The organism is Dyadobacter sp. UC 10, assembly GCF_008369915.1.
GTDB lineage: Bacteria > Bacteroidota > Bacteroidia > Cytophagales > Spirosomataceae > Dyadobacter.
Genome location: NZ_VSRN01000001.1, coordinates 1,455,643 through 1,468,540, shown reverse-complemented (window position 1 = coordinate 1,468,540; position 12,898 = coordinate 1,455,643). Strand labels below are relative to the sequence as shown.

Below are 12,898 nucleotides of genomic sequence, written 5' to 3'. Positions count from 1 at the left end.
GTGTTTTGTAAAGATATTTAAGTGATTAAATATACTATTTATTTTCGAAATTTAAGTTTTTTGTTGTGGCTATCTTACCACTAAAATGGTACTTGATATCACTTCAATGGCGGAAAACAAGACTTATAATAGAATAAAAGCAGTTCTTGCGGAGAAGGGGAAAACTAATATTTGGCTGGCAGAGGAATTGGATAGGAATAAAACCACAGTTTCGAAGTGGTGTACAAATGATGTACAACCACCTATTGAGACACTCTTTAAGATTGCAGATGTGCTTGAAGTCGACGTTCGCGAGCTTCTGGTTTCAAGTAAGAAATGATGTCTAAACGAAAGTATAATCGGATTAAGATTGTTCTCGCGGAAAAGGAAAAGTCGGCCAAATGGTTAGCAGCGGTAACTGGCAAAGATAAATCAACAGTATCTCGCTGGTGCACAAATGATATGCAACCTACGATCGAGACTTTTTATGAGATTGCGAAGTTGCTGGATGTGGATGTTAGAGAGCTTTTCATATCCTCTAAGTGAAAGCAATTTTCTATCTGGTAAGTAAAATCTATGACAGAATTGGGCCTATATCTCGGAAGAAAGTCAATTAATAAAGCGGAGATTTCGCGCAAGACTGGTATCAGTGCTTCAAGAATTAGCGAACTGACTCTAAAAGAAGGCTCGCATTTAAGAGCAAAAGAACTCTACCTGATTGCGCTTGCAATGGATGTTGATCCATGTGATCTGCTAAAAGCAGTTTTCAAAGACTTGGAACTGCCTTCCTAGTGGAAAAAATTGAACTGCAAAAACTAGTAGGAAAAAGGATTGTTCAACTCCGAACAGAAAAAGGTTGGAGTCAGTCAGATCTGGCCCGGGCTTGTGAAAAAGACAGGCAATCAATTGAAAGGATAGAGAATGGAAAGGTATCGCCTTCGCTTTATTCTTTGTATGAGATTGCTTTGGCGCTGGGAGTCCGATTGGAAGAGCTGGTCTATTTATAGCTCGTAATTCAAAGCTAATAAAGCATTCATTTTGACTTTCAAAGTGTCAACAAGCTCTTCATCCATAAATTCATAATCATCCGCGATTTCGAGCACTTCAATCGCAGGTAGCTCCAAATGCTGATACACTTTCCGGATCTTGGTTTTCTGATCGGTTTCCATCACCAGTACCAAATCAGCCCAGTTCAAGTCGTTTTCAGAAATTTTTCTATTGCTTTGAGGACTTAGACCAGCGGATCGGATATTGAAGCGAAAGTCATTCTTGAAGATATGCTCAGCCGTGCGGCTTCGCCTTTTATTTCTTCCGCAAATGACCAGGATATTGGGTCGGCTCACTTTTCAGCAGGCACTTTGGGGCGCATGATTTCAGGAATAAAGGAATTTTTAAGCGACTCTTTCGCCTTCGCAACTTTTTCCGGGAAAAGGCTAGTATTTCGATATTTAGCTAATGATGGGTCAATTTCCACCTTCGGAACAACTTCTGACCACTTTTTTTCTGCCTTTTTCATAATGCAATTTAACTATTTTCTTTTCACGAGGAAAGCGCTATATCTTTCATTGGGAACAAAAGGAACGAACCTCCCATCCAATTTTCCAAAAAGATAAAGTTGGGATCTAGCCTCTTCGTAAAACCTTGTGATACCCATTTGATAAAGTCTTGTTCGTGTATCGGTACTGCCTTCTGCATAAACGACTGCGTCTGGATATTGATCAAGAAATCGGAAAAGAGCTGCGGCAACGGTAGCCAAGACTTTATCTGTATCCCGGTTGTTGGAAACACTCAAGTCATTGACACCGCCGGTTAGCGGATCGAAATCGCCAAGAGCCAGGTTATAATACCCGTTTTCCTCAATGAGTTCGAATTGAACAATCTTTGATATCGTTCCCTTCGGACCAATACTCTCAAACCAAAAAACTGTCGATTCTTCCTCTGCTTTTAGTGTGTATTTGTCAAGATTCATTAATAGAAAACAGTGTGTAAGAATACTGCGAATATCGCAAGAAATCATTTCCCCCTCACCACCCCATCAATCTCCCCCAACAACGACTTCACCCCGGTACTATCCTGCAACAACTGCCAGATCATCACCCCACTCACCTTCTGCTTCGCCAGTTCCGTTTTCTTTCGAATCGTAGGCAGACCATTATAATAAACCACCCCGCCATTCAAATGCATCTGATCCTGGTTAATGGAGTCGGGATATTGCCGGAGAATGTTTTTATAAGACATACTTTCCGGGGCGGTGCCGCCGAAGCCGTAGCCGTAGAATGGGACGCCGAGTGTAAGTTTTTCTCTGGGGATTTTGCGGGTTTCGAGCCAGTATTGGAGGTCTTCTTCGGCCATGGAGTAGGGGGCGTGCGGGCCGGGTTTGTCTGGGCGCCACGGGCCGGTGCGGTCGTAAGACATGATGTTGACGAAATCGAATTGTGCCAATGCTTTGTCGGTAAACTGAGTTTTGTAAACTGTGGCGATGGCGGCTGTAATGAGTTTGTTTTTCTGTCTCAATGCAGCTGCCAAATCGATCACAAAACTTTCGTAATTAGCATCGATCAATGCGCCTTCCAGGTCTACGTCAATACCGTCGAGGTTGTTGTCAACTGCCAGATTTACAAGGTCTTTGATTAGTTTTTCTTTCTTTTCTCCAATTAAAAAAGAAGGATAATATTTCGGCGCGCCGCCGCCGCCGATCGAAGCCATGATCTTTACGTTTTTCGAATGCGCGAGTGTGGCAACTTCTTTAAGATATTCAGTTCTTGTGAGGTTCCCGAGCGAATCTGGATTGATAAAAGCAATGTACAAATGTGTGATTTTGGTAAAATCAACCTGATTGGCACCAGCTTGCAGATTGTTGCCATTGGGTAAATAGCCGATCACTTTAAATGTAGCATAGGAATTTTCGCCTTTAGAAACGCTGACGCTTTTCTTACTGCAACTAGTATTAAATGCAAGAATCACCATGAAGGCGGAGATGCATTGAATGAACAACTTCGGGAATTTCATGGTGATTCTTTGGAGTGAGAAAAGCTATTTGCCTGCTAACATAATTTTCGCCCCGCCTTTGCGGATGGATTCGTAGACCGCGTCGACCACGATCATATCCTTCAATCCCTCGGCGCCACTTACATTCGGGTCGGGCTTGTTGTTGAGAATAATGTCGGCGATTCCGTCCATTTGCAGGGTTTGGTGGGTGATCACGGGCTGGTTCATCGGACCATTGTGCGTCCGGCCTTTGATTGGACCGTAGCTGAATGCGGGACTGAGTTCCACAAACCCTTTTTCGCCGATCACATACAGTCTTTCATAATTATTAAAATTGTAAGTCGTGCCGCAGCTCGCTACTACGCCGCTCGGGAAGCCGAGCTGAAACATAATCGTTTCATCCACTTCTTTGAATTTCACCGGGTCGGTTTTGGTTTCCTGGGCCGTCACCCAAATAGGCTCTTCGCCTGTCGCATACCGTGCGCCATTCAAAGCGTAAATCCCCACATCCATCATCGCGCCGCCGCCAGCCAAAGCCTTTTTCAGCCTCCATTGATTCGGATCGCCGGATTTGAAACCCATATAATTGTTCACGTGCATGATTTTACCCAGCTCGCCCGACTCGCGCATGCGGATCAGCTCGCGGGTGTGCGGCTCAAAATGCATGCGGTAACCAATGTAAAATCTTACTCCGGCCTTCTCGCAAGCCGCGATCATTTCCCGGGTTTGCTTGGCATTGTCAGCTACCGGTTTTTCACAAAGTACGTGTTTCCCAGCCGCTGCAATTTGAAGTACGTGTTTGTGATGCAGTGAGTTAGGTGTGGTAATGTACACCAGGTCGATTTCCGGATTATCCTTGATCTTGCTGACGGTTTCGTAGTTATAAGTGTTCTTTTCGGGAATATTGTATTTCTTTTTCCAGTCTTCCAGCTTGGCAGGTGTACCCGAAACGGCACCGACCAGCGTGGCCATTTTGCAATCTTTCATTGCCTCGGCCACGCGCGTTCCGTAGCTGCCCAGACCCATAATTGCGACCCGCAATTGCTTGTCGGCTTTTGGGCCGGAGTAAAGTTCGCTCGCAGCTGCCGGCAAATCGGAGAGGGCGGTAGCGCCGATTCCTAATGTTAGTTTTTGAAGAAAATCCCGACGAGAATCCATAGTAATGCGTAATTATTTTTTGATAAAGACCTTCGCCCCATTCTTGCGCAGCGATTCGTAAACAGCGTCGATCACCAGCATATCCTTTAATCCTTCTTCGCCGGTTACATTCGGGTCTGGTTTTCCATTTAAAATCGCGTCTGCGATGCCGTCCATTTGGTAAGCCTGATGATTTACGTCGGGCTGGTCGATGGCACCTTTGTGTGTGGTACCGCGGATCGGGCCATAACCAAAGGCAGGGTTCATTTCCGCCCAGCCTTTCTCGCCCATCAGGCGCAGCATTTCTACGTGATTGAAATTATAAGTGCAGCCGCAGTTGGCAATGATTCCACTTGGAAAACCGAGTTGAAAAGTAACCGTTTCGTCCACATCTTTAAATTTCACAGGATCCGTTTTAGATTCCTGCGCCGTAACCCAGATCGGCTCCTCGCCGGTACAATACCTCGCTCCATTAGTGGAATAAACCCCCACGTCCATCATCGCGCCGCCTCCTGCCAATGCTTTTTTTAGTCTCCACTGCGTGGGATCGCCGATTTTGAAACCTGCATAATTGTTGACGTGCATAATTTTACCAAATTCCCCGGCCTCACGCATTCTGATCAGTTCTTTGGTATGCGGTTCAAAATGCAACCGATAACCAATGTAAAATTTCACCCCGGCCTTTTCACAAGCCGCGATCATTTCCCTGGCTTGTTTCGCATTGTCGGCCACCGGTTTTTCACAAACTACATGTTTTCCGGCAGCTGCAACTTGCAATACATGTTTGTGATGCAGCGAGTTGGGGGTGATCACATATACCAGATCAATATCCGGGTTGTTTTTGATCTCGTGCAGATTTTCGTAGTTGTATACATTCTTATCCTCAATCCCATATTTCTGTTTCCATTCCGGAATTTTAGACGGCGTACCGGTTACAATTCCCACCAATTTCGCGGTTTTACATTCTTTCATGCCGCGCGCCACAATATTTGCATAACCGCCAAGGCCCATTAATGCGACGCGGAGTTGCTTGTCGGCGGGTTGATTGGAAGTGACATTAGCAGCTGTGCCGGGAGTCAGATCAGTAAGCGTGGCAGCTCCGATGCCTAGTGAAAGCTTTTGTAGAAAATCGCGACGGGAGTTCATTATCAGTTGTTAGAGTGTTGAAAACAACTGGAAAAGGTTTTTGAAAGGTTTATCTCCTTATTTTAAGTCCTAACCCACGCTACGAATACTTTTCTATATATGTTTTCTGTATGCTTTACTGTCACTATATGGCTTGCCTGGTTTTGCAGCGTCAGTCTGCAACTCGGCGGCGGGGATTGTTTGAGAAGAATCTCTTTCCCTTTTAGCTGCCTTTTGAATCACATCTTTAAACCTGATCTCAACTTCCGCCGGTATTTCTATGTTGATAAGCTCGTCTAGTTTAATGTCGAACAATTTGTGAATGATAATTAAGTCGTTCATCGCAAATGACCGTGTGCCGCTAAGCAGCTCAGAAATATACGACTTACTGTGAGCGAGGAGTACGGCGAGATCATTTTGATTAAGACCATAATTTTTCAGTTTTGCGATGATCAATTCCTTTCTTCGTTTGAAAAAGACAAATTCTTTTTTGACTTGCCTCTCTGCTTTGTCGCTCTCCTTAAACTGGCTCTTTGGAATTGAGTCAAAATCAGACCAATGAAGTGATTCATAACTGATTATAAGATCTCTAACTTGTTTTCTCAAAGGTTCCAGATCGGGTTGTTCCTTACTAAGCAGCCTTAAAGATCTTTCCGCCCACACAGCTCGCTGCATATCCAGTTCTGATGTCAGTTCGCCTCGTCTCACTATCTCCCTGGCGTCAAAGGCCGACGTTACAGCAGACTGTTGTTTTTTAGCCATTTTTCAATGCTTTTTTTGTTGTTCCTAAATGTTCGTTCGTAATCCTGATGGTGCCCAGCCCAAACGATTGTCGCTTCCTGATCCTCAATAACTACTAGTATCAGGGTCCTGTGATTATGAATATCTACAAAGTAATACCCTGCATTGTGCACTTTCTCGGCGTCACTACGAACCAGTTTGATCTCGCTAAGTGAGTTAATTTTGGCATTCTCGAGATCTTGAATTAGCTGATCAATAGCTTTTGACAATTTAACATTTCCACGATTTTTATCCCTTAGCCTGAATAGAATACCCTTCCCTTGAAGTCGCATCACCTGGTTAAATTTAAGTCAAAAGTTCTATAAAAAGTAGAACTTTAAAGTTTATCCTTAATCTTAGACGTAACATTGCTCCGGAGGTAACACACTCTGCGAAAATTTAAAAACAAAAAAAGCCCCCAGGGCGAACCCGGGAGCTTGATCTGAACCTTAAAAAGTGAATTACTTGACGGTCACCACACGCTCTACTTTTTCTTCCGACAACTGGAAAGTTTTGGATTGAATATCCTTTCCGCTGATAATGTCCAGCTTGTACTGACCAGCTTCCATGCTGTCGAGATTCAAAACGCGACCGAATTTTTGTTGTTTTTTATCAACTGTTTCACGGTACACAACCTCTCCGTGCTGATTTTTAAGTAACAAAACTGTGTTGGACTCAGTGTTGCTCTTGTCTACTAAAACATTGATCTTACCCGCTTTGGTTGGATAAACGCCTGTTCCCAGGGCTGCTTTTTTTGCTTCTTTGTCTTCTGCGTTGGCAGTGAAAGCAGCGGCTACGAATGCGAAAGCTAATGCGAAAGTTTTAACTGAAGTTTTCATGGCTATTTTATTTTTATGGCTGTTGTTTTGATTTGATTTTCTTTTTGTCCCTGAGGACATAACAAAGGTGCGACTAAACCCAGTACTATGTATAACAAAGTACAGGAGTGGGGATTTTAGGTAAATGAATGGTTGATATCTGTCATGAGCAATTGAGCGGTTGAATGGTGTAGACTTATTTTTGGTCTAATGAGCGCGTTTCGATGCATGATGTTGCACTCCAATATGTTAATAACTGTTAAAAAAAATGGCCGCCTGCAATGCAGACAGCCATTTTCTAAGCAGACAAAAATATCTGGAACTATTCCTTCTCGACAAAATCCATGTCTTTTGTAAAAGTTTCTTCGAGGAAATACAATGCAAGCAACGCGACCGCGGAAGTGGCGACCCCGATTACGAGACCACTTTGTATTACGCCCAGATCAGGTTTGAAGCCGACAAATAAAGCCGCAAGGGGAATCGTAGCGCCCCGCACGAAGTTAGGAACCGTCGTAGCTACAGTTGCCCGAAGGTTGGTTCCGAATAGTTCTGCGGCGATGGTAATGAATAAAGTCCAGTAGCCATTGCAAAAACCGAGCAGGGTACAGAGCAGATAAAATGAGAAGAGATCAGTCATCGGGATCATGAGGTAGCCAACCACCATCGCTAGCGAAAGCAGGATAAACAGTCTGATCACCTTTTTTCTGCTTTTTAAATACTGACTTAATAAGCCACTCACAATATCGCCGGCCACTTGTCCCGAGAATGCAAGCATGACCGCCTTTCCCGCATTAATACCTTCAATTCCTTTTGCAGCCCCGAATTCGGGAGAAAAGGTGATCAGGATACCAACTACGAACCAGATCGGCAGCCCGACCAAAATCGCCATCATATACTTCCCAAAGCGTTTTCCATTGGTCAAAATCATCATAATATTACCCCGGTCGACCGCCTTTTCCTTTACATGCTTGAACATGCCGGATTCGAAGACGTTGAACCGCAGTACCAGCAGCAGCAAGCCCATGCCGCCGCCTACGAAATAAGATATCCGCCAGGCAAACAGATCAGCCACAAAATAAGCCAGAATAGCGCCCAGCACACCCAAAGTTGCCACCAGCGTTGTGCCATAACCCCGTATTTCTTTCGGTAAAACCTCAGTTACCAGTGTAATACCGGCTCCCAGTTCTCCGGCGAGACCGACACCAGCGATAAAGCGCAATACTGCATATTGGTCGAGGGAGGTAACAAAACCATTGCCAATATTAGCCAGAGAATACATAATGATAGAGCCGAACAATACCGAAAGGCGGCCCTTTTTATCAGCAATCACTCCCCACAAAACACCGCCAATCAGCATACCCGCCATTTGGTAATTCAACAAACTGATACCTTCTGTCAATAATTGGTCTTCGGGCACATTGAGCGCCTTCAAACTCGGGACGCGCACCACGCTGAACAAAAAAAGGTCGTACATATCGACCAGATAACCCAGCGCCGCCACAATAACCGGCACCTGCATTAATTGCGAGAAAAGAGAAGGACGGGAAGTAGGAAGTTCGGACATTTCAGGAGCTTTTAGCCATTAGCTGTTAGCCTTTAGCTTTTTGTGAAATAGTTATCAAAGACAATACTTAAAACTAACAGCTAAAAGCCAACGGCCAATAGCTAAAAGCTGGTCACAATCTATCAATCAACATCCCCCCATCCACACCAATTACCTGACCGGTGGAGTAGGGGAAATCGCCTCGCGTCAAAGAGGCTACTGCTTTTCCCACATCCTCGGGCGTGCCCCAGCGTGGTTGTAGTGCAATGCCGCTTTGGAACAGGTTATCGTATTTTTCCTGGACTTTGGATGTCATATCTGTCGATATAATGCCGGGCCTGATCTCGAAAACAGGGATATTGAATTCGGCCATTCTTACTGCAAAAAGCAGGTTTGTCATCGCCAGTCCCGCTTTTGAAACACAATATTCGCCGCGATTTACGGAGGCGACCGTAGCCGAAATGGACGTTACGAAAATGATCGTCGCTTCAAAAGCATGGTTGTTTTGTTTCGTATGCGCCATTCTTTTCGCGATGGCCTGAGTGAAGAAAAACGGCCCCTGCAAATTGGTGGTCATTACTTCTTCGTAATTCTCAATGGTCGTTTCAAGAATGTCGAGCCGCACGCGGGGAGCGATTCCTGCATTATTGACCAGTATATTGATCTCGCCCAAAGCAGAATATGCTTTCTCAATGATCCCCTCCCGATCTGCTGCTGAGGCAATGCTTCCCTGACAATACACGACTTCCGCGCCGAGGCTTCTCAGTTCGGCCAATGCTTCCGTAACACTTTCTTCGCCGCGTACTCCATTGATCGCCAGGTTGTAACCTTCGTTGGCCAATGCTTTTGCAATGCCAAAACCGATCCCGCGACTTCCTCCTGTAATCAGAGCGGTCTTTTTCATAGTTCTTCAATATCAACCCAGGCGCGTTTTGCCCAGCTTTCCAAACCTTTTTCCGCCAATTGCACGCCGCGCGCACCCGCTTTCAGATCCCAGGGGAATGGCGTGTCTTTTACAATATGTTTCAAAAACAGCTCCCATTGCGCCTTGAATGCATTATCAAACAACTCCTGCTCAGGTACTTTAGACCAACCCTCAAAGAATGGGATCGGTTGTGCGATATCCGGGTTCCAGACCGGCTTAGGCGTATTTCCGTAATGCTGAATGTAGCAATCGCGCAGGCCAGCTACGGCTGATCCGTGTGTTCCGTCCACCTGTAATGTCAAAAGGTCATCACGACGCACACGTACTGTCCACGAAGAGTTGAAATGTGCGATTACATCGTCTTCCAGCTCAAACGTCGCGTAGCAGGAATCGTCGGCGGTACATTTATAGGGATTGCCATTTTCGTCGATACGTTCTGGGATATGTGTAGCGCCGAGGCAGGATACTGCTTTTACTTTTCCGAAAAGGTTATCCAGCACATAGCGCCAGTGGCAGAGCATATCTACAATAATACCGCCGTCATCTTCTTTACGATAATTCCACGAAGGCCGCTGGGCAGGAATACTATGCCCTTCGAAAACCCAATAACCGAATTCGCCGCGCACAGAAAGGATCTTTCCGAAAAATCCATTTTCCATTAAACGCTTTAATTTCAGCATGCCGGGCAGCCATAGCTTATCCTGCACTACGCCGTTTTTCAGCCCTGCTTTTGTAGCCAGATCATATAGCTCCAATGCTTCTTCGGTAGTAGTGCCCGTCGGTTTTTCGCAGTAAATATGTTTGCCGGCCAGAATAGCTTTCTTCACCGCAGCAGCGCGACGACCCGTTACCTGTGCATCAAAATAGATCTGGTAATTGGGATCGGACATGACCGAATCCAGGTCGGTCGTATATTTTTGTACGCCGGATTGTTTGCAAAGTGCCTGTAATTTGGATTCGTTTCTACCTACCAGAATAGGATCCGGCATGATCACTTCATCCGCAGAAATCTTTACACCACCCTGTTCCCTGATTGCTTTGATCGATCGCAGCAAATGCTGGTTGGTACCCATGCGGCCGGTTACGCCGTTCATGATGATGCCGATGTTATGTGTAGTCATTGTATTGGCTGTTAGCTATTAGTGGTTAGCAGTTAGTTTTTTATACTGTTTTTAAAAAAGCGTCGGTGATTTCTTTGAGGAATATATTCTGGTCTTTGGCCCAATGGATATTTGAAAAAATCTCTACTTCGCAAAATCCATTAAAACCTGCCGCCTCGACCCAGCCCCTGATCTTTTTCAGGTCAATGCAGCCTTCGCCCATTAAGCCGCGGTCGTTAAGTAAATCGATGGTATTAACCTTCCAGTCGCAGACATGATATGCCAGCAGGTTTCCCTTTGCGCCGCACCTTGCGATTTCATTTTCAAGATCCCCGTCCCACCATAAGTGATATACATCCACTGCCACGCCTACAAATGGCGAGTTGAAATGCTCGGCCATATCGTTAGCCTGCGCCAACGTATTAATCGCCGACCGATCAGCAGCATACATCGGGTGCAACGGCTCGATGGCCAGTTTTACATTCAGTTTTTCGGCAAGTGGTAAGATGGCCTGAATGCCTTCTTTGATCTGCTCCCTCGATTTTTCGAGCGATTGATCAGGTGATGCGCCGCAAACGAGCACGATCATCGGCGCTCCCAAAGCTGCGGCTTCTTCGAGCAATTTTTTGTTGTGATCGATCGCCTGCGCGCGGCCTGCGCTGCTTGTATGCGGGAAAAAACCGCCGCGCACGTAGGAAACAATTTCAAGTCCGGCAGCCCGGATCAGCTCTCCGGCATGTCGAGGACCGATCCGTTCTACGGCATTCTGCCAGACGCTTATTCCTTTAATACCTGCCGCCGCATATTTCTCCACCGCCTCGGAAAGTTCCCAGGGCTTGGTCGTTATGGTATGGATGCAGCAACGGTTCAGTGTTATGTTTTCCAAGGTCAATTCGATTTATAGAATGGTCATTTTGTGGTGAGGGGTGGTCATTGATGGTCACTTATTGTCATTTGTGGTCATTTAATAGTCACTTATTGTCATTAGGTCATTTGTAGTGCGCAATCCTAAACTACGAGACTAGATTCATCTATAAACAACTAATGACCCAATGACTAATAATACCTATCAATGACAAAAACCTCATTCCCTCACCGCACCCAGATAGCTGTAGTAAGGCAGTCCCTTATTAATCCGGTGCAGGTAGAGTGCCACTTCGCGTGCGTGATAATCCCCCCACATGCTCGACTCGCCGCAAGGTATTTTCTGACCCGCCGGAATGTTATCCCAGCCATTTGGACGGTGGTAAATGGAATGCAGGATCAATCCCTGATGTGTAGGGTCTGTTGACAGATAAGGTTCAGCGAAAAGCGAATCCACTGCGGTCAGACCTGCCTGCCAGTATTTCTGGCTTTCTTCCTGCTGGCCTTTTGCTTCGAGGTATTTGCCCAATCTCAACAAGCCTTGCGCGCCAATTGCGGCCGCAGAGCTATCAATAGGTTCAAATTCGTTATATGGATCAGACTTGCGGCTTGTGTAATCGCCCAGCCTGTGAATCTGAGGAGCGCCGGTGTCCCAGTAGGGAATGCCGTCTGCGGCTGTATTTTCGATATAAAAATCACAGGTTGCCCTGGCTGCTTTCAGATAAATCCTCTCAATTTCTGCTCTCCCTCCCAGTTGCGACAGTTCTTCGTCTGAAAAACTTGCCAGCGATTCCAGTTGTTCGGCAAAACCAACCATTGCCCAGGCAAGTCCGCGCGTCCAGGTCGTAAATCCTGAAAATCCTTGCTGTGAATTAGGACACCGATAATTTCCATCGTTGGTATTGAAAACGCTTTCATGCGCCGTGCGGCCCCACAGATCATAACTGTCGCGGCCTTCGCCGTAATAAACCGAATAGTTGGCGGTAGCAATGGAATGCAGCGTTCCGCGTTCGAGCAGGCTGGTTTTTACGTCGTTTTCACCCATCAAACTATGTCCCATTAAATGCGAGACCATCAATGCGCGAACTGAGCGGATCGTATCTACAAAAAGGGAATGCGGACCATTAAAAGAGTGAATGTAGCCCTGGCCATTTTTAGTATTAGTCCAGCGTTTGGCCTGTACCGCGCCTGATATTTTTAAAGCAATTTCATAAAAGTTACGCTCCCACTCGTTTTCTTCAATGCGACCTTCATTCATCAATCGCAAAAGATTTCCGTAGGTACTTACATTGTTGAAACCGTGATCGTGAACCCCGAAATGGCCCACGTGCGACGCCATATAGTTGACAGTATTCTTTCTGGCTGAATCCAAAAATTTAGTGTCGCCGGTTGCATCAAACTGCAAAACCTCCGCGCCATATTGAAATCCCTGCGTCCATTCCGTCCAGCCTCTCAGCGTGTATTTTCCATTGACAGTAAATACCGGGGTGCCTTTCGAGTTGTCGTATTCTTTGTTGATCAGGTCAATTTTCTCGGCGGAAAGCTGCCAGAGTTTGTCAAGCTTGGGTTGCAGCGCTGCTGCGGTAAGGTCGTTCCTAATCTGCATAATATCCGGATAGTATTATTTAGTATTTTAAAT

18 protein-coding genes are annotated in these 12,898 nt (G+C 45.7%); 4 read left to right on the top strand and 14 right to left on the bottom strand.

Going from position 1 to position 12,898, the window contains the following annotated elements; all coding sequences use genetic code 11:
• Positions 1-85: 85 nt before the first annotated feature.
• From FXO21_RS05775 to FXO21_RS05760, 4 genes are read left to right on the top strand one after another with little or no spacing between them, the layout of a single operon-like run.
• Positions 86-319, top strand: a complete 234-nt coding sequence (locus FXO21_RS05775) for a helix-turn-helix transcriptional regulator (RefSeq protein WP_225865582.1) — start codon at positions 86-88, stop codon at positions 317-319.
• Positions 316-525: a helix-turn-helix transcriptional regulator gene (locus tag FXO21_RS05770; protein WP_192579169.1), complete on the top strand. Its 210-nt coding sequence runs from the start codon at positions 316-318 to the stop codon at positions 523-525. Before FXO21_RS05775 ends, FXO21_RS05770 begins: the two co-directional genes overlap by 4 nt.
• Positions 526-555: 30 nt before the next feature.
• Positions 556-771 carry a helix-turn-helix domain-containing protein gene (locus FXO21_RS05765; RefSeq protein WP_149639206.1) on the top strand — a complete coding sequence of 72 codons (216 nt, stop codon included), beginning with the start codon at positions 556-558 and terminating at the stop codon, positions 769-771.
• Complete coding sequence (locus FXO21_RS05760; protein WP_149639205.1) at positions 771-986, top strand: helix-turn-helix transcriptional regulator; 216 nt, start codon at positions 771-773, stop codon at positions 984-986. Before FXO21_RS05765 ends, FXO21_RS05760 begins: the two co-directional genes overlap by 1 nt.
• Here FXO21_RS05760 and FXO21_RS05755 read toward each other — a convergent pair.
• The 14 genes from FXO21_RS05755 to FXO21_RS05695 all read right to left on the bottom strand — a co-directional run bounded on the left by FXO21_RS05755 (position 981) and on the right by FXO21_RS05695 (position 12,865).
• Positions 981-1,322, bottom strand: coding sequence for a protein-tyrosine-phosphatase (locus FXO21_RS05755; protein ID WP_149639204.1), 342 nt, complete (start codon positions 1,320-1,322; stop codon positions 981-983). The genes FXO21_RS05760 and FXO21_RS05755 overlap by 6 nt on opposite strands.
• The gene (locus tag FXO21_RS28700; RefSeq protein WP_192579168.1) at positions 1,319-1,495 is read right to left on the bottom strand and encodes a hypothetical protein; all 177 of its coding nucleotides are present in this window, start codon (positions 1,493-1,495) and stop codon (positions 1,319-1,321) included. Before FXO21_RS28700 ends, FXO21_RS05755 begins: the two co-directional genes overlap by 4 nt.
• 12 nt (positions 1,496-1,507) lie before the next feature.
• On the bottom strand, positions 1,508-1,948 hold the full coding sequence (locus FXO21_RS05750; protein ID WP_149639203.1) for a DUF6934 family protein: 441 nt from the start codon (positions 1,946-1,948) through the stop codon (positions 1,508-1,510).
• 44 nt (positions 1,949-1,992) lie between these two features.
• On the bottom strand, positions 1,993-2,988 hold the full coding sequence (locus FXO21_RS05745; protein ID WP_149639202.1) for a glycosyl hydrolase family 18 protein: 996 nt from the start codon (positions 2,986-2,988) through the stop codon (positions 1,993-1,995).
• Positions 2,989-3,012: 24 nt separating this feature from the next.
• On the bottom strand, positions 3,013-4,125 hold the full coding sequence (locus tag FXO21_RS05740; RefSeq protein ID WP_149639201.1) for a Gfo/Idh/MocA family protein: 1,113 nt from the start codon (positions 4,123-4,125) through the stop codon (positions 3,013-3,015).
• 12 nt (positions 4,126-4,137) lie between these two features.
• On the bottom strand, positions 4,138-5,250 hold the full coding sequence (locus FXO21_RS05735; RefSeq protein WP_149639200.1) for a Gfo/Idh/MocA family protein: 1,113 nt from the start codon (positions 5,248-5,250) through the stop codon (positions 4,138-4,140).
• A 93-nt stretch (positions 5,251-5,343) separates the two neighbouring features.
• Positions 5,344-5,991 carry a helix-turn-helix domain-containing protein gene (locus tag FXO21_RS05730; protein WP_149639199.1) on the bottom strand — a complete coding sequence of 216 codons (648 nt, stop codon included), beginning with the start codon at positions 5,989-5,991 and terminating at the stop codon, positions 5,344-5,346.
• The gene (locus tag FXO21_RS05725) at positions 5,964-6,302 is read right to left on the bottom strand and encodes a type II toxin-antitoxin system HigB family toxin (RefSeq protein ID WP_149639198.1); all 339 of its coding nucleotides are present in this window, start codon (positions 6,300-6,302) and stop codon (positions 5,964-5,966) included. The genes FXO21_RS05730 and FXO21_RS05725 overlap by 28 nt, the downstream gene beginning before the upstream one ends.
• Positions 6,303-6,470: 168 nt before the next feature.
• On the bottom strand, positions 6,471-6,848 hold the full coding sequence (locus tag FXO21_RS05720; protein WP_149639197.1) for a hypothetical protein: 378 nt from the start codon (positions 6,846-6,848) through the stop codon (positions 6,471-6,473).
• Between the two features lie 301 nt (positions 6,849-7,149).
• Positions 7,150-8,391 (bottom strand): MFS transporter, encoded by a 1,242-nt coding sequence (locus tag FXO21_RS05715; RefSeq protein ID WP_149639196.1) that lies wholly within the window; start codon positions 8,389-8,391, stop codon positions 7,150-7,152.
• 112 nt (positions 8,392-8,503) lie between these two features.
• Positions 8,504-9,274, bottom strand: coding sequence for a 3-ketoacyl-ACP reductase (locus tag FXO21_RS05710; RefSeq protein ID WP_149639195.1), 771 nt, complete (start codon positions 9,272-9,274; stop codon positions 8,504-8,506).
• A complete protein-coding gene (locus tag FXO21_RS05705; RefSeq protein WP_149639194.1) occupies positions 9,271-10,416 on the bottom strand; it encodes a Gfo/Idh/MocA family protein in 1,146 nt (381 codons plus the stop codon). The genes FXO21_RS05710 and FXO21_RS05705 overlap by 4 nt, the downstream gene beginning before the upstream one ends.
• A 40-nt stretch (positions 10,417-10,456) precedes the next feature.
• The gene (locus FXO21_RS05700) at positions 10,457-11,281 is read right to left on the bottom strand and encodes a sugar phosphate isomerase/epimerase family protein (RefSeq protein WP_149639193.1); all 825 of its coding nucleotides are present in this window, start codon (positions 11,279-11,281) and stop codon (positions 10,457-10,459) included.
• A gap of 198 nt (positions 11,282-11,479) precedes the next feature.
• The gene (locus FXO21_RS05695; RefSeq protein ID WP_149639192.1) at positions 11,480-12,865 is read right to left on the bottom strand and encodes a glycoside hydrolase family 88 protein; all 1,386 of its coding nucleotides are present in this window, start codon (positions 12,863-12,865) and stop codon (positions 11,480-11,482) included.
• Positions 12,866-12,898 lie beyond the last annotated feature (33 nt).

Coding starts and splice junctions, on each gene's coding strand:
- FXO21_RS05750 (WP_149639203.1), bottom strand. CDS start 1,948: ATGAATCTTGACAAATACACACTAAAAGCAGAGGAAGAATCGACAGTT.
- FXO21_RS05765 (WP_149639206.1), top strand. CDS start 556: ATGACAGAATTGGGCCTATATCTCGGAAGAAAGTCAATTAATAAAGCG.
- FXO21_RS05745 (WP_149639202.1), bottom strand. CDS start 2,988: ATGAAATTCCCGAAGTTGTTCATTCAATGCATCTCCGCCTTCATGGTG.
- FXO21_RS05730 (WP_149639199.1), bottom strand. CDS start 5,991: ATGGCTAAAAAACAACAGTCTGCTGTAACGTCGGCCTTTGACGCCAGG.
- FXO21_RS05720 (WP_149639197.1), bottom strand. CDS start 6,848: ATGAAAACTTCAGTTAAAACTTTCGCATTAGCTTTCGCATTCGTAGCC.
- FXO21_RS05710 (WP_149639195.1), bottom strand. CDS start 9,274: ATGAAAAAGACCGCTCTGATTACAGGAGGAAGTCGCGGGATCGGTTTT.
- FXO21_RS05715 (WP_149639196.1), bottom strand. CDS start 8,391: ATGTCCGAACTTCCTACTTCCCGTCCTTCTCTTTTCTCGCAATTAATG.
- FXO21_RS28700 (WP_192579168.1), bottom strand. CDS start 1,495: ATGAAAAAGGCAGAAAAAAAGTGGTCAGAAGTTGTTCCGAAGGTGGAA.
- FXO21_RS05705 (WP_149639194.1), bottom strand. CDS start 10,416: ATGACTACACATAACATCGGCATCATCATGAACGGCGTAACCGGCCGC.
- FXO21_RS05775 (WP_225865582.1), top strand. CDS start 86: ATGGTACTTGATATCACTTCAATGGCGGAAAACAAGACTTATAATAGA.
- FXO21_RS05695 (WP_149639192.1), bottom strand. CDS start 12,865: ATGCAGATTAGGAACGACCTTACCGCAGCAGCGCTGCAACCCAAGCTT.
- FXO21_RS05725 (WP_149639198.1), bottom strand. CDS start 6,302: ATGCGACTTCAAGGGAAGGGTATTCTATTCAGGCTAAGGGATAAAAAT.
- FXO21_RS05740 (WP_149639201.1), bottom strand. CDS start 4,125: ATGGATTCTCGTCGGGATTTTCTTCAAAAACTAACATTAGGAATCGGC.
- FXO21_RS05770 (WP_192579169.1), top strand. CDS start 316: ATGATGTCTAAACGAAAGTATAATCGGATTAAGATTGTTCTCGCGGAA.
- FXO21_RS05735 (WP_149639200.1), bottom strand. CDS start 5,250: ATGAACTCCCGTCGCGATTTTCTACAAAAGCTTTCACTAGGCATCGGA.